A 16,289-nucleotide genomic window follows, 5' to 3' on the forward strand; every position below is an offset into this window, starting at 1 on the left:
GGGCGCATTTTAGGCGTTTGGGTTAAACTCCGCTACGTGCGCGGCGCCAAAACTCTTATCTACAAAGCGCGTAAATTCCTTCTGAAATATTACCTCCACCGTGCCGACCGGGCCATTTCGGTTCTTGCCCACGATGATTTCGGCGTCCTCTTCGATCTTGTTAGGGACGAATTTACGCACGTACTCCTTGCCCTCGGCATGCGCCTTTTTCTCGGCCTCCTTCTCCTCCTGCTCGCGGTAAACCTCGTCGCGGTAGACGAAAAGTATCATATCGGCGTCCTGTTCGATGGCGCCTGATTCGCGCAGGTCGCTTAGCATCGGGCGTTTGTTCGCGCGGGACTCTAGGCTGCGGTTTAGCTGGCTAAGCGCGATGATAGGCATGTCTAGCTCGCGCGCTAGCAGCTTTAGTCCGCGCGAGATTTCGGCGATCTGCAGGTGGCGATCGGAGAAATTTGACGTCGCCATCATGAGGCCGATGTAGTCGATGACGCACAGCGTGATCTCGGGATGCGAGGACTTGAGCTTGCGCATCTGCGTGCGGATCTGGTGGATGTTTACGTAGCCGCTGTCGTAGACGAAAAGCTTACGACTAGCCATATCGTCGCACGCGTCGCTTAGGCGCGACCACTCCTCGTCGTCCATTTTAGCAGTCATTATGTTTTGTAGCGGGATCGAGGTTTTGGCGCTTAGCATACGCAGCATGATCTGCTCGGCGGGCATCTCAAGTGAGAAAAATACCACGCCGCCGCCGCGCATCAGCACGTGGTTCATTAAATTTAAGCAAATCGTGGTTTTTCCCATACCCGGGCGCGCCGCGATGATGATGAGGTCGCCGTGCTTAAAGCCCTTGGTCATCTCGTTTAGCTGGCGAAAACCCGTGTCGATGCCCACGATATCCTTATCCTCGAGCAGTTTTTGCTTTTCTAGGTGCGCGATGACGTCTGCGATGATGACGGGAGCGTCCTTTACGACGCCCGCGCTCTGCCCGTCCATTAGCGAATAAAAACTCTGACTCAGCTCGTCCACCATATCGCGGCTGGGCTTATCCTCGCTCACTTTGCTAGGTATCTGGTGCGCGATTTTTACTAAGCTTCGTTTGATAGATTTTTCTTTGATTTCATTGGCGTATTTTTTCACGTCCAGGATTGAGTTCGTGCCGATGATCTCGCTCATAACGTTTTCGTCAAATTTACTTCCTAGTTTGGTTTTTAAAAATCCCGTTTCTACGGGCAAATTTTCATTCAGGCACTTTACCATCGCGTCGTAAACGTCGCCGTGAGCGCGCAGGTAAAAGTCAAACGGGCTTATGATATCGAAAATCTCGCTTAGATTATCCGCGCTATAGATGATAGATGCGAGGATCGCGCGCTCCATATCTAGGTCGTAGAGATTGTGCATATCGATGTTTTCTTTTGCCATTTTCGTGTCCTTTTATCTTGTTAAATTTGCCTGCGTTTGGGCGGATTTTATAAAATTTGGATTCAAATTTGACGCTTGCGCGTAAATTTGCTTTAGCTTTGAGCAGTCAAATTTGAGTTAGCGCCGTAAAGAACGCAGTTTCGCAATTAGATTCAAATTTGACGATCAAATTTAAACCCGAGCCGGAAATCAAATTTATCGGCTCAAATTTGACCGAGCCGAGCCGAGCGTCGCCAAATCTCAAATTTGACGCCCGAAATTTACGCCCGCGACTTTATCTCGTCGTCGATCTCTAGTAAAAATCTATCCACTAGCTCGCTCTCGGGCAGCCTTGCAACCACCTCGCCTTTGCGCATTATCATGCCGTTTCCTTTGCCAAACGCTATCGCCACGTCCGCGCCCTTAGCCTCGCCGATCGCGTTTACGACGCAGCCCATCACCGAGACGTTTAGCGGCTCTTTTATGTGCTTGGTTTTTTCCTCGACGAGCTTTACCGCAGCCATGAGATCAGCTTGCAAACGCCCACAGGTCGGGCACGAGATGATATTTAGCCCCTCTTTTTGGCGGCCACTATCTTTTAGGATCGCTTTTGCGACCTTGATCTCTTCTTCTAGCTCGCCCGTGATACTAACTCGCATCGTGTCGCCGATGCCTTCTAGCAACAGTCCGCCTAGCGCGATCGCGGACTTTATCGTCGCGTGAAAGCTAGTGCCGGCCTCCGTCACGCCCAAGTGAAATGGATACGCCACAAGCGGCCTAAGCGCGCGATAAGCGGCCATCGTGCGCTCGACGTCGCTTGATTTTAGCGAGATTTTGATATCGGTAAAGTCAAAATCCTCGAGCAAATTTATATTATAAAGCGCGCTTTGCACCATCGCTTCGACCGTGCGACCGTATTTGTCCTCAAACTGCTTTTCTAGCGAGCCCGAGTTTACGCCGATGCGGATAGGCAGATTTCGCTGCTTGCACGCGTCCACAACGGCTTTGATGTTCTTTTTGGAGCCGATGTTTCCCGGGTTTATGCGGATAGCGTCGACGAACTCGCTAACTATCACGGCGTAGTTGTGGTTAAAGTGAATATCGGCGACGACGGGCAGCGGGCTAGCCTTCACGACCTCGCGCAGCGCGGCGGTGTCCTCTTTGTCAAACACGGCACAGCGCACGATATCGCAGCCGGCAAAATAAAGCCTCTGTATCTGCTCTAGCGTGCCTTTTACGTCTTTTGTTTTACTAAACGTCATCGACTGCACCGATATGGGCGCATCTCCGCCTATTTTTACGTCTCGGATTTTTATCTGTTTCGTGGGGTATCTTTGCAAATTTAGCCTTTAAATTTTATTGTGAGATTATATAAAATCTTGGCTTTTAAATAAATTTACCGCTCCAAAACCTACTCGCCGAAAACCTCGCGCCTATACTCCCGCGTATCTATAAATTTCTTTTTTGATTTTCTATGTGCGCGTCTATGTTTTTGCTAGTTATCTCTACGCCTAGCCCCGCATGCTCGCCCTGCCCCGACAAGAACTCCAGCATCATATCGCCAAGCTTTGCGTTATAGTGGCTAGCCTCCCAGTAGTACGGCGAGGCAAAATTTCTACTTCGCTACGCTCTTAGCTGCTAGCAGAAGATTTTTAAGCGTAGGCTAGGCAAGGACCTGCCGAGCTTGAAAATTAAATTTAAACGAAGTATAAGTAGAAAAAGACAAACTGCTAGGTGTTTAGATCCGGATAATCCCACGCATTATACTCATCGCTCGGATTATCGTTTTCAGCCCCCTTGCAGCACAGCCACTCTAGCCCGCCGCGCCTTTCCATCACGACCTCTTCATCAAGACCTGCACTCTTAGTGCCGTTTACTCTGGCATTGACGCACGCCCAGTGATAGCGGTAGACGAGATCGAGCGCCTGCAGGATTTCATCAGTATCCCGCATTTTTACGCACTCCGAAAAATCGCCGCTAAAGGTCTTCATTACAAAATTGCAATCGCAGATATCCTTTGGGAAATCCAGCTCTTTTACTAGCCCCATCGCCCAAAGCAGCGCCCACAGCGACTCGTATTTCCAGCCCATATTTACGGCCTCGTCGTAGCTCGCTTTGCCCTCTATGACGCGACGCTCCATGCGCGTTAGCTTGTCTATGCACCCGAAGCGGTTATCGAGAAAATCCTTCGTGCCCTGCTTGTCTTCGTCCGTTAGCTCGCCGTTATCTCTGATCGTGCAAGCGCACATTATCGCAGCAAACGAGCAAATAGAGCGTGCGATAACCTCGTCCTTTTCGCGCAGTGCGACCTCGCCCGTCTCGTATCGTAGCGGCAGATGATCTATAAAAGGCACGCCTTGCGATTTTAAAATTTCGATGCTTATATCCTTGCGCTCCTGCGCGGTCTTGCCGATCTTTACGGCGCTTGCGCTTCTTTTTCGCGCGCTATCGGCCACTTTTTTAAAAAAGTCAAAAATACCCACGCCTTCTCCTTAAAATTTGCATAAATTTATGCGGGTATTTTAGTACAAAAATGCCCAATTTTCTCTTACGGCTACGCCTGACTCGCTAAATTTGACAAGATAAAAAGCAAAGGCAAATTTAATAATCAACGCTTGCTAATCCACAGAATGTAAAAAATAAAATTTAGTGACTTTTTCAGAGTTCCGCCGGTGTGGTGTTTGGCGCAAAAATTAGTCTGGGGTAGAAAAAGAAGATAAAATTACGGTAAGACCGTAAATTTAGGGATAAAAACGGCCGCGAGCGGAGAGATGTCTAAATTTAGGCCTACCGCTCGCCAAAATCCGCTATTTTATTTACCTGCGCAGCTTTTGCAGCACTCCAAAAGCCTGCGTGCCGCATTTGAGGCTACGATTAGCCCCGCGGCAGACATTATTATATCTTTTAACACCAGTCGTCCGGCACCCGATAGATACGGGAAGCCGTGATTAGGGCTTTCGGCGATACCGAGCGCCGGATTGCCTAGATTCGGCACCCAAGTCTCAGGCGTCGTTATCAAAAAGCTAAGCGTTACGATAGACATGCCAAACGTCAGCAGCCCGCCGATAAGCCCTAGTTTAGGGAACCAGATGCCAAGTAGCACTAGCGTACCGATAGTGCAGATCATCGCGCCGATGAGGTACGAAACCGCGTAAGTACCGTTTTGTTTATGCCACTCGATGTTTTTAGGCACGACCAAGCCTTCCGGATTTTTGTGTAGGTTGTACTCGGCGATCATTTTGCCCTTGCCGTTATCTACGATATCTTTTTTGCTATACATATAGCTAAAAAACGGGCTGTTGGTTACAAACGGCACGATGCCGTCGGCCTCGTATTGCACGACTTTGAGTCCGCCTATCCACACCATTACGATAAAAATCGCGACGCTAACGTAGTTTACGAAATATTTTTGCGAGCCTGCTAGGGCTTGTAAAAATTTTTGCATTAAGTTCCTTTAGGGTGATTTTTATAATTTTAATTAGACTGTATATTTAAGGCTAGATAAAATTATAACGGGATTATATATAAATCATATAAAATTCTGCTTAAAAAGATAAGCATTATCATAAATGGAAACTTTAATTACATTTTAGTTTTGGATTAAGCAAGACTTTAAATTTGAAGTTTATAGAATACGGTAAAAGCTTAAGGCATTATCTGATCATATAATGTCTATATTTGCGAGCGATAAAAACAAAAAAGCAAGCAAATACATCTTTTACACACAGTAAAAGCATAGACAACACGAAGGACTAAAATATTCGTAAGAGCTAAAGCACGTAAGGCTGGATTGAAAATCTCTTCTGCAAAGATTGCAAGCATTTGATTAACCGTAAATTTAAGAGACTCGATCTAAATTAACCAACCTGCGTTCGTCAAATTTAAGATTTTATAAACATCGTAAAAATCAAAGCGGCTAAATTTGTATCAAAAAACAAGCTTAACTTGCCGGACGGCAAATTTATCGCAACTTAAATTTCAAGATCACATAGAATGCAAAATTTGATTTTACAAACTTTGCAAAATGCTTACAGCAACGTATCTAAGCCCTATAAATAAAAATCAGACAAAAGCAAAATTTACGAGAAATTTATCGGATCCATATCGACGTCAAAGCCGTGCGCGGCGCAGATGCGAGCGGCTTTGATAAGCGGAGCGTGCGAGGCGCAGCGCAGCAAAATCTCAAAGCGAAATTTACCCCCTAAAATCTCGACTCCGCACTTGCCGTGTCCGACTATCTCGAGCGAAGATTCTACGGCGCGTAAATTTTCAAGCTCGGCTACGCAAATTTCAAGCCTTTGTTTTGCCGCCTGTTCGCTTTTTTCAGAAACGACAACGCGCAAAAGCCTAGCAAACGGCGGATATATCGGCTCTCTAGCAAGCGTTTCCTCCTCTAAAAACGCATCATAATCCTCGATAAAATTTTCAAAAAACTCCCGCTGCCTACTTTGCACGACCACGCGCCCAAGCCCCGCGCGCCCGGCTCTGCCGGCTACTTGCATAGCAAGAGCCAGCGTCCGCTCCCTAGCGCGAAAATCAGGAAAGCTCAAAAGATCGTCCACGCCCATGATAACAGCCAAATCTACATTATGATAATCATGGCCTTTGCTAAGCATCTGCGTGCCGACTAGCGCGTCTATCTCGCCCGCGTTAAAGGCCTTTAGCGTCTTTTCGAGCTTGTTTTGCGTCGTGATCTCGTCGCGGTCGAATTTTGCTATCCTAGCCGCGGGAAACGCCGAGCGCAAGGTCTCCGTTAGCTCGTCGGTGCCGATTTTTTTTGCCTCGATCATCTGGCTACCGCATTTCTCGCACGAGCATGTAGCAGACGCCGTAAAGCCGCAGTACTGGCACTTTAGCAGATTACGCCTTTTATAAAAGCTCATCCCGACGCTACAAAACGGGCACTTTATCGTGCTGCCGCACTCGCGGCATGAAAGATAGCGGAAATTTGCGCGCGTGGGTAGGAAAACGACCGCCTGTTTGCCTCCCGCAAAACTCGCCGCAAGCTCGTCCAGCACAATGCCGCTTAGCCCCGTCTCGCTCTCGTCGTAGATAAATTTTTTCTCGCTTTTAAAAAACGTGCCTTTTAGCCTAAAATGCGGCTGTTTAGCAAAGCTGGTTACGCTTGGCGTCGCAGAGCCTAGCACGACTTTTACGTCAAATTTGCTCGCGAGAAATATCGCGAGGTCGCGGGCGTTATAGTGCGGATTTTGCGCAGATTTGTAGCTGTCGTCGTGCTCCTCGTCGACGATGACGAGTCCAAGCTCGGTAAACGGCAAAAACAGCGCCGAACGCGCGCCTGCGATCAAATTTATCTCGCGACTCTGAAATTTTTGCAGGATTTCGCCGCGCTTTTTTGGAGTTATTTTAGAATGCCAAACGCCAAATTTTTCGCCAAAATAGCTTTTTAGTCGCTTTGTCATCTGCGGTGTGAGCGAGATTTCCGGCATCAAAAGCAAAACTTGTTTGCCCGCGAGTAGATATTCGCGGATAAGAGAAAAATAAATCTCGCTTTTTCCGCTTCCCGTATCGCCGAAAATCAAACTCGTTTTATGGCTTTTAGCGAATTTTAGCGCTTCTTGTTGATCTTGGTTTAGGTTTGGATTTTTTGGGAAAAATTCCGTTGCAACTAACTGATCGGAGCTTATTTTGGGCGACTGTGCGGGATTATTAAAATTTAATTTGGCAGCAACATTTTCATTTAAGTTCAATTTTTCTTGCAAGCTATTATTATTTAAATTTTGGAGTAAATTCGGCTGCGATGTTTCGTCAAATTCCGTAGTCAAATTTGACTCTTTGCCATCGTCAAATTTTGCATTTGTCTCGTTTTTTTCGCTCAAAATTTGCGCTTGCGTTAAATTGAACACTTCGGCCTCTAGCGGAGTAAAAAGTCCGGCCGCAACAGATAAATTTACGACGTAATAGTGCGAGATAAATTTTAAAAGCGAGATTTGTATCGGCGTAAGCGTAGCGGGCAAAATTTCTAAAATTTCAAGCGTTTTAAAATTTGGCTCTGTCACTCCTTGCAAAACATAGCCAATAATTTTTTTATTTTTTATATTGATTAAGACTTGGGTAAAATTTGAGATTTTAAAATTTGAATGATAGGTAAGCGGCTTAAGATTTAAGCCGCTAGGTAAAATTTGGTAGTAGAGCATTACTCCGTTAAGGCGCTACAAAGGCTATCGGTTCTAGGGCACGAAAAAGTGCCGCTTGCCTGATCATAGGTAAATCTAGTGGAACTTCCACGAAGTGTAAAAATATAGTCATTCCCATCCTTGGTCCATCCGCTTTTATTATCAATTTTTATACCGCTTTGTAAAACATTTTCAAATAAAAGTCCAGTAGTGCTACCTGCTTTCTCGAGTGCGGGATAGGTAAAATTACCGGTTAGCATATTTGCATTATATGCATTTGTAACGGCGCTTTTTATCGATGCTATATCAGATCTAGCCCTAACCAGTACCGCATCATCTCTGCTAACGAATAGCCTAGGCACGGCGATTGCCGCCAAAATACCTATAATAACTATAGTAAAAACAAGTTCAATCATAGTAAATGCTCGCTTCATTTGCATTCCTTTTGTTTTTTAGCAAGATTATACCACAATAATCTATAAATAAAATCTAGGCGATAAAATTTAAAAAGGCCTAAGACTCGCGAAAGTCTTAGGCCTCATATGTAACTACTTGATTAAAAAAATTAGAATTTAATCGTAGTAGTACCACCGATAGCTATACCTTTTTCTTGTGTAGTTGTAGGATTGCCACCAGGTGTTGTTGCTGGAGTAGTTTTTGTATATGTTTTCTCCATTAGATTCTTAACTGCGCCGTTAGTAAGAAGTCTTGGGCATATAGTGTTAGCAGTCGTTGCATCATCACCATTGCTAAACGTAATCACAGGGGGATTATTAGCATCGCCTGCTGTTACTGTAACTTTTACGCATTTTTTACCAGCAGAATCCATCTGACCTTCTAGTGTTGGAGTTCCAACAAATTTGACGCCAGTCATGTCAGTTAATGCTGCACCTAGAGCAGCTTGTGATACATAGTACGATGATACATCGCTAACTAAAACGCTCATCGCTCTAGCAGTTTTAACAGCCTCTGCGTCATCTCTAGAAGCAGCTAGTCTTGGGATAGCTATAGCAGCTAGGATACCTAGTATAACGATCACGAAGATCAACTCGATCATTGTAAAACCTTTTCTCATATGAGACTCCTTGTATGAATTCTACATACACTTATGTAGTTAAACGGAATTATACGACTTTTAACTTAAAAAAAAATAAAATAGCAATAAATTTATAAGGAACGTGTAAAAACGAAACGAAGGTGCGAATTTTAGCCGATCTCTTTGCTGAGCTTTTGAGCCAGTGAGCGCAGTTCGCGCTCCTGCTGATAGTTTTCATAACATTTTTGCACAAAGGCGCTTAGCAGTTCTTTTACGTCAAGATATCTTTTGCCATCCGTAAAAGTATCCCACTCGCGTTCAAAGCTTTGCGCAAATTCGTCTTCAAGGCTAATAGTATAAGAAGTAGAGGCGATTTTGACCGTTATTTTTCTCATAGCTTATTTATTTTCCCAGTACTGCTTCGATCTTGCGGATAACGTCGTCGCTCTCGGTGTTTTTAGCTCTTAGATCTTCTTCGAGGCGTGCGATTTGATTACTCTTGGCTTCGTTTTGTGCCTTCACGCTTACTAGCTCGTTGCGTAAAGATTCATTTTCATCGCAAACTTCGTTATATCTAGCTAGCAGGTCGTTTACTCTATCAGTTAGGGTATTTAGCACTTTATCGTCGTCAAACATCATTTTTCCTTAGTTTTGGTATAATTTTACGTAATTGTAACAAAAAAAGCTGATTTTTAAGGTAAAAAATGAAAAATTTTGAAATTTCGTCCAAATTTAGCCCGAGCGAGGATCAGGCCCGCGCAGTCGCTAACATCGTCGCGTCTGTAAAATCAGGAAACAAATATCAAACGCTTCTAGGCGTCACGGGTTCGGGCAAGACCTTTACGATGGCAAACGTGATAAAAGAGCTAAATATGCCCACTCTAATCATGACGCACAACAAATCCCTTGCCGCGCAACTTTATAGCGAATTTAAGGGCTTTTTCCCTAAAAATCACGTGGAGTATTTCATCAGCTACTACGACTACTATCAGCCCGAGGCCTACATCCCGCGTCAAGACCTTTTTATAGAAAAAGATAGCTCCGTAAACGAAGAACTCGAGCGTCTGCGTCTCTCTGCGACGGCGAGCTTGCTCAGCTTTGACGACGTCGTGTGCGTGGCGTCGGTGTCGGCCAACTACGGCTTAGGTAATCCTAGCGAATACCAAGGCATGGTCGCATACCTAAACGTCGGCGATAAAATCAACCAGCGCGCGCTACTGCAAAAGCTAGTGGATATGGGATATAAGCGAAACGACGTTTATTTCGACCGCGGCGACTTTCGCGTAAACGGCGACGTGGTGGACGTATATCCCGCGTATTTTAACGACGAGGCGTTTAGGATCGAGTTTTTCGGCGACGAGATCGAGACGATGTATAGCCTAGATGTGCTGGAAAACAAAAAAAGACACGACCTGAAAAAATTTATCCTCTACCCGACCAGCCAGTTTATCGTGGGCGAAAACCGCCTCAAAATCGCCATCAAACAGATAGAAGAGGAGCTGGCGGAGCGGCTAAAAGAATTTAGCGAGAAAGGCAAGCTCGTCGAGGCGCAGCGCCTAAAACAACGAGTGGAATTTGACCTAGAGATGATGAGTAGCACGGGCATGTGCAAGGGCATCGAAAACTACGCGCGCCACCTAACAGGACAAAAGGCGGGAGAGACGCCCTACTCGATGTTTGATTATTTCGAATTAGGCGGCAAGGACTATCTAGTCATCGTGGACGAAAGCCACGTGAGCCTACCACAGTTTCGCGGTATGTACGCGGGCGACCGCAGCCGCAAAGAGGTACTGGTGGAGTACGGATTTCGTCTACCGTCCGCGCTTGACAATCGTCCGCTAAAATTTGACGAGTTTATAAACAAACGCGCCAAATTTCTTTTTGTCTCGGCGACCCCGAACGAATACGAGATAAATTTAAGCCGCGGCCACGTCTACGAGCAAATTTTACGCCCGACCGGACTGCTTGATCCCTTAATCGAGATAAAAGACAGCGAAAATCAGGTGGAGATTTTATTTGACGAGGCGAAAAAAACCATCGAGAGAAACGAGCGGGTGCTAGTCACCGTGCTCACTAAAAAGATGGCCGAGGAGCTCAGCCGCTACTACACCGAGCTTGGCATCAAGGTCAAATACATGCACTCAGACATCGACGCCGTCGAGCGAAACGAGATCATCCGCGGGCTAAGAGGGGGCGAGTTTGATATGCTCATCGGTATAAATTTGCTAAGAGAAGGGCTTGATCTGCCCGAGGTTAGCCTCATAGCCATCATGGACGCCGATAAGGAGGGCTTTTTACGCTCGACGACGAGCCTGATCCAAACGATGGGGCGCGCGGCTAGAAACGTAAACGGCCAAGTGCTGATGTTTGCCAAAAAGATCACCAAATCCATGCAAGAAGCTATGGATACGACGCTAGCGCGCCGCAAGATGCAAGACGAATACAACCGCGCCCACGGTATCACGCCACGCTCGGCCAGCCGAAACATCGAGGAGAGCCTGCACGTCGAGGACGGCACGGAGATCTTGAGAAAAGGCGCAAATCTGGAAAAAATGCCTGCCGCCGAGCGAGCGAGTATCATAAAAGAGCTAAGAAAGCAGATGCTAGAAGCCGCGGAGCAGCTGGAGTTTGAGAAGGCGGCGGCATTGCGCGACGAAATCGCCAAAATACGTAAACTATGAAAGCGTTGTCTTTTGCGTATCTTTAAATGAGTTTGCTAAAATTTTGCTCGACGGACTACCTGTCCAGCCTACGCAAAATTTTATCTACACAACATTTAAATCTATCGCAAAATACTTCCGCCTTATCGTTTTGCGTTCAAATTTGGAGTCCAATTTGGCTAAATTTGTAAATTTCGGTTTCAAATTTTACTCACCGAGACCCATATCTTGACGGTACCAAATTTAACTCCGTCGTAAATTTGAAAGCGCGTGCGCAACGCCAATTTTAAACCTGCGCAAAGCGCAGCAACCTCTCACGTCGTCGAGGATAGTGGATTGTTAAGGGGGAAGGGAACTCTTTTGCTTCAGCTACGCTTCGCAACTGCAAAGCAGAGCGTAATTCAAGCCCCCTCCCCCTTAACAAGAAAGATTGATTTATGCAAAAAATCTAATTTTTAACGCCAAATTTAACCAACTCAAATTTAACGTTTTAAAGATTCGGGTCTCGGCGGATAAAATTTCAAATTTTAGTCAAATTTAGCCTCAAATTTCGGCAAATTTTACTCTCCGTCCTCGATATTTTCCTGCATAAAAACCCGCATACTCGGAAACTCGAGCGCGCAAAGACGGCCGAAATCATGCTTATAAACGCAGCCTGTGTCGATATTTGCGCTAAATTCCGTGATATCAGGCTCAGCGATCGGCGTATGTCCGTAGACGTTAAAAACGCCTTCGTTTTGGCTAAAATCGCCTCTGCTGCAAAGCACATGCCGCCTAAACTCCGCCGCGCTATCGCCGTGAGAGTTGCGTAGCGCCCACATCCGCCCAATCGCCGAATGCGACGCGACAAGCCGCCTGCCCTGTGCGTTTTTAAACGCAGCAAGCTCCAAATAAAGCGGTAAATTTGATAAAAACTCTAAATGCGCGAGCTTTTGTGCGCGACTAGCTTTGGCATAGGAGGCAAAAGTCTGCGCGCCGCCGTTTAGGTAAAACCAGCGCGGATCGCTAGGCGTCTCGCCGCGTAAAAATGCATCCTTGTGTTGCAAAAGGCGGTACTCGTGATTGCCCATCACGGCCGCATAGCCGCGCCGCATCGCTAGCTGCACGATCTCAAAACTTCCCTCGCCGCGGTCTATCAGATCTCCGACGAAGCAAATTTTAGAATCGGTGCCCCGCGCCAAGCGATCTATCAAGGCGCAAAGCGTTTTATAGCAGCCGTGAACGTCACCGATGAGGTAAATTTGGTCGTCATAATCATCTAACATTTTTATTTGCCTATCTTAAATTTAGCTCAAATTTTAGCCATTTTTTATAAATTTTACAGTCGCTTTCACGCTCTTATACGCTTAAAAACAAACAATATCTACTAAAAATCACATTTTTTATATATTTTTTATTCTTTATCTCTTATAATATCATATAACGATAAAATTAGTTTTTATACTTCAAGGAGGTTTAATAAATAACGCCGACGACCTCAAATTTAGTCGTAGGCTTAGCCGAGAGTACATTTAACCCAACACCAAAGACGAGATAACCAAATTTCATTTCAAGGGAGAAAAAATGAAAAGACGAAATTTCTTAAAGCTTAGCGCATTAGCCGGCGTTAGCCTGCAAGCTAGCAGGATAGAGGGCGTTACCCAGACGCTTTTTGACCAGAAGAAAGTTTTTTGTGCAAATAGATTCGGTCCGTTTTACGCAAACGTAGTCAGCGGACAGATAACTAGCGTAGATCCTTTTGAGGCGGATAAATTCCCAAGCACTTTAAACAACGCCGTTGCAGATTGCGTCCAAAACGAGAGCAGAGTACTGTATCCTTGCGTTAGAAAGAGTTATCTGGAGAAAAAGGGGCCGAACAAACCCGAGCTTAGAGGCGAGGAGGAATTCGTAAGAGTTAGCTGGGATACGGCGCTTGATCTAGCCGCAAAAGCTCTAAAAGAAAATTTTGAAAAATACGGCTCCGAGAGTATCTACGGAGAGTGCTACTGGTGGGGCGGCAGCGGTAAAGTTAGCTGGGGTAGAGCTACGGCTAGGAGGATGCTAACGATACTAGGCGGCTTCGTCTCAGAAGACGGCAACTACTCCTACGGCGCGGGTCACGTTATCATGCCTCACGTTATCGGAACCATCGAACCAAACGAAGCTCCGACAAAATGGGAAGCAGTACTAAAGTCCGCCAAAACGATAGTATTTTGGGGGAGCAACCCGGTAGTAACTAATGAAATAGGCGTAGGCGCTCCTACTCACGAAGGTTACGACGTGTATGCCAAACTAAAAGAGATGAACGCAAAAGGCGAGAAGAAAATTTACGCCGTAGATACCTATAAAAACGATACGATTAGGTATTTAAACTCGGACTTTATAGGAGTGGTGCCGGGAACCGATACGGCTATGATGATAGGTATGTGCCACTATCTATACGAAAATAAACTATACGACGAAGCATTTATAGGAAAATACACCGTCGGATTTAATAAATTTAAAGATTATTTTCTAGGCACTCACGACAAAGTAGTTAAAAATTTAGACTGGGCTAGCAAAATTTGCGGTGTAAGCGTCAAAAAGCTAGAGGAACTTTGCGTGTCGTTAGCCAAAAACGAGTCTTTGATAATAAGCGGTTTTGCCATCCAAAGGCAAGATCACGGAGAGCAGTCGTATTGGGCTCTCATCACGCTAGCCTCGATGCTAGGACACATAGGCAAAGAGGGTTGCGGCTTTATGACTTGCGATCAGGGGCATAAAACCAGCACGGATAGCTTTATCGCGCCGGCTCTAAAAGGCCTAAGCTCGGTTCCTAGCGAAAAATACACCACAGAAAATAGCCCTTGGGTAAAAAACAAAGGCTACGTCATGCCAAACAGCAGAATAATAGACGCACTCCTAAATCCAGGCCAAGAGATGCAAAGAAACGGCGAAATTTACAAACTCCCGCACATGAGAGTTTCCGTAAGCGCTAGCGGCTCGATATTTACGAGACATCAAGACATAAACCGCGCGGTACAAGCGTGGAAAAAGCTTGATACCGTGATAACCATAGAGCCATATTGGACTAGCGGAGCTAAGCTTAGCGACATAGTCCTGCCTGCAGCTATAGAGCCTGAGAGAAACGATATAGAGCAGTCAAACGCTACGGGCGAGTATATATTTGCCATAAAACAAGCCGTCCAGCCTATGGGCGAGAGCAGAAGCGATTTTGAAATTTGCAAAGGAATTTGCAAGAGATGGGGCATGGAAGAGGTATTTACCGAGGGCAAGACCGAGATGGAGTGGATAAAAGAAATTTTTGCCGACGCCATGGATCAAGCCAAAGCGCTCGGATACGATAATTTGCCTACGTTCGATGAGTTTTGGGAAAAAGGATACGTAAAATTCGACAAAAAAGACGAAGAGAAAAAATACTATACTAGATTTGCGAATTTTAGAGAAAATTCGAATAAATTTAGACTCGGAACGCCGTCCGGAAAAATCGAGATTTACTCGCCCGTCATCGCAAAAATGAAATACGACGACTGCTTTGGGCATCCGGCATGGTTTGAGCCTACCGAGTGGCTTGGCGATAAAGAAAAAACTAAAAAATATCCTCTCGCGCTAAACACTCCGCACTCTCGCTTCAGACTGCACTCTCAGCTAGATAACTCCATAGTTAGAAAGTACGCTGAAGTAAACGGTAGAGAGCCAATATTTATCAGCCAAAGCGCGGCCAAGAAGCGCGGCATCGCAACAGGAGACGTGGTCAAGGTGTTTAACGATAGGGGCGAAATTTTATGCGGAGCGATAGTGAGCGACATAACCTAAGACGACGTCGTAATCGTATGCGAAGGCGCATGGTACGACCCCGAAGTCTACGGCAAAAAGAGCCTATGCCAGCACGGATGTGTAAACGTACTCACAAAAGACAAAGGCACGAGCAAGCTAGCGCAAAGCAACATCGCTCATACGAATTTGGTCCAGGTCGAAAAATATAAAGGCGCAATAAGGCCTATCAGAGCGTTTTCAAAACCAAAAATCATAGGCGCTTAATTTAAGGCGGGGCTTAGGCTCCGCTTTTTTAATCTTGTAACTTCGTGTGGTTTTATTTGCGGTAGCCTTATTTGAGATTACTTGTCTTGTCGTTTTTGATCCGCTTCGGTGTGCATTAAAGTTGCTGTTTCAAAAATAAAATAGACACTGTCGTCGTCAAATTTAAACGCCTCACTCGCCGACGACTAACATCACGCCAAGCGCTATCATAGTAACGCCGACGAAAAACTCCAAAATTTTCCATGCGGCCGGCTTTTGAAACAGCGGCGCTAAAAATCTAGCTCCGTATCCGAGCAAAAAGAAAAACGCAAACGACGCGCACATCGCGCCCGCGCCAAAGAGTCCCGCGCGCTCGCTAAATTTCGTAGAAACCGAGCCTAAAAGTACGACAGTATCAAGATATACGTGCGGGTTTAGCCACGTAAAAGCTAGCGTAAGAAGCGCCGTTTTAGCCGTACTGCGCGCCTCCTCGCCGCCTGCCGTTAGCGCATGCGAGGCGCTAAACGCGCTATAAAGACTACGAACCCCGTAAATGCTCAAAAACACAAATCCGCCCCAAAGCGCGGCCGTTTTGATGATAGGGTAGCGCTCAACCGCATAGCCAAAGCCCGATACTCCCGCAAAAATCAGCGCGACGTCGCTAAGCGCGCAGATAGCGCAAACGAGAAAAACATGCTGTTTTTTGATGCCTTGTTTTAGCACGAAGGCGTTTTGCGCTCCGATGGCTAAAATCAGCGATAGTCCGAGAGAAAAACCAGAGAAGAAGGCATTGAAAGAAATCATTTTATCACTTATATTTTGTTTTTAATTTTTTGACCGAAATGCGTGCGACAAAAAACTCGGCTAAGTAAAATTGCCGCACGCGTAGATTTTTTGCAAATTTGCTCGCCGAATTTAGAAGTTTCAAGATGCGGGTCTCGGTGCGTCAATTTTGAAGCCGAAATCTAAAAATTTGACTTCAAATTTGAGCGTAAAACGATAAGGCGAAGTATTTTTGTTCTAGACGAGGCGCTTTTAAATTTGGCGACGGGAGTTACC

General features: G+C 45.8%; 12 protein-coding genes and 1 pseudogene. 2 read left to right on the forward strand and 11 right to left on the reverse strand.

What is annotated here, in order from left to right:
- Positions 1-9: 9 nt before the first annotated feature.
- From RWM02_RS05440 to RWM02_RS05480, 9 genes are all read right to left on the reverse strand, one after another.
- Positions 10-1,419, reverse strand: a complete 1,410-nt coding sequence (locus RWM02_RS05440; protein WP_314069818.1) for a replicative DNA helicase — start codon at positions 1,417-1,419, stop codon at positions 10-12.
- A 260-nt stretch (positions 1,420-1,679) separates the two neighbouring features.
- Positions 1,680-2,738: a flavodoxin-dependent (E)-4-hydroxy-3-methylbut-2-enyl-diphosphate synthase gene (gene ispG / locus RWM02_RS05445; protein WP_122863519.1), complete on the reverse strand. Its 1,059-nt coding sequence runs from the start codon at positions 2,736-2,738 to the stop codon at positions 1,680-1,682.
- Positions 2,739-3,128: 390 nt separating this feature from the next.
- The gene (locus RWM02_RS05450; protein ID WP_122863518.1) at positions 3,129-3,881 is read right to left on the reverse strand and encodes a DUF4272 domain-containing protein; all 753 of its coding nucleotides are present in this window, start codon (positions 3,879-3,881) and stop codon (positions 3,129-3,131) included.
- Positions 3,882-4,210: 329 nt separating this feature from the next.
- On the reverse strand, positions 4,211-4,843 hold the full coding sequence (locus RWM02_RS05455; RefSeq protein ID WP_314069825.1) for a DUF417 family protein: 633 nt from the start codon (positions 4,841-4,843) through the stop codon (positions 4,211-4,213).
- A 634-nt stretch (positions 4,844-5,477) separates the two neighbouring features.
- On the reverse strand, positions 5,478-7,556 hold the full coding sequence (locus tag RWM02_RS05460) for a primosomal protein N' (RefSeq protein ID WP_314069828.1): 2,079 nt from the start codon (positions 7,554-7,556) through the stop codon (positions 5,478-5,480).
- Positions 7,556-7,969, reverse strand: coding sequence for a prepilin-type N-terminal cleavage/methylation domain-containing protein (locus RWM02_RS05465; RefSeq protein WP_314069831.1), 414 nt, complete (start codon positions 7,967-7,969; stop codon positions 7,556-7,558). The genes RWM02_RS05460 and RWM02_RS05465 overlap by 1 nt, the downstream gene beginning before the upstream one ends.
- A 131-nt stretch (positions 7,970-8,100) precedes the next feature.
- The gene (locus RWM02_RS05470; protein ID WP_314069833.1) at positions 8,101-8,610 is read right to left on the reverse strand and encodes a type II secretion system protein; all 510 of its coding nucleotides are present in this window, start codon (positions 8,608-8,610) and stop codon (positions 8,101-8,103) included.
- A gap of 131 nt (positions 8,611-8,741) precedes the next feature.
- Entirely contained in the window at positions 8,742-8,966 is a 225-nt protein-coding gene (locus RWM02_RS05475) for a hypothetical protein (protein ID WP_002953755.1), read from the reverse strand.
- Positions 8,967-8,973: 7 nt separating this feature from the next.
- Positions 8,974-9,207, reverse strand: coding sequence for a hypothetical protein (locus tag RWM02_RS05480; RefSeq protein ID WP_002946115.1), 234 nt, complete (start codon positions 9,205-9,207; stop codon positions 8,974-8,976).
- Positions 9,208-9,275: 68 nt separating this feature from the next.
- Between RWM02_RS05480 and uvrB the strand changes: the two genes are divergently transcribed.
- On the forward strand, positions 9,276-11,252 hold the full coding sequence (gene uvrB / locus RWM02_RS05485; protein WP_314069838.1) for an excinuclease ABC subunit UvrB: 1,977 nt from the start codon (positions 9,276-9,278) through the stop codon (positions 11,250-11,252).
- 539 nt (positions 11,253-11,791) lie between these two features.
- Here the strand turns inward: uvrB and RWM02_RS05490 are convergent.
- Positions 11,792-12,496, reverse strand: coding sequence for a metallophosphoesterase (locus RWM02_RS05490; RefSeq protein WP_314069842.1), 705 nt, complete (start codon positions 12,494-12,496; stop codon positions 11,792-11,794).
- Between the two features lie 298 nt (positions 12,497-12,794).
- Between RWM02_RS05490 and RWM02_RS05495 the strand changes: the two are divergent.
- A pseudogene (locus RWM02_RS05495) lies at positions 12,795-15,251 on the forward strand (molybdopterin-dependent oxidoreductase).
- Between the two features lie 171 nt (positions 15,252-15,422).
- Here the strand turns inward: RWM02_RS05495 and RWM02_RS05500 are convergent.
- Positions 15,423-16,034 carry a LysE/ArgO family amino acid transporter gene (locus tag RWM02_RS05500; RefSeq protein WP_314069845.1) on the reverse strand — a complete coding sequence of 204 codons (612 nt, stop codon included), beginning with the start codon at positions 16,032-16,034 and terminating at the stop codon, positions 15,423-15,425.
- Positions 16,035-16,289: the final 255 nt, after the last annotated feature.

Origin of the sequence: Campylobacter showae, assembly GCF_963515975.1 — a bacterium.
GTDB lineage: Bacteria > Campylobacterota > Campylobacteria > Campylobacterales > Campylobacteraceae > Campylobacter_A > Campylobacter_A showae_F.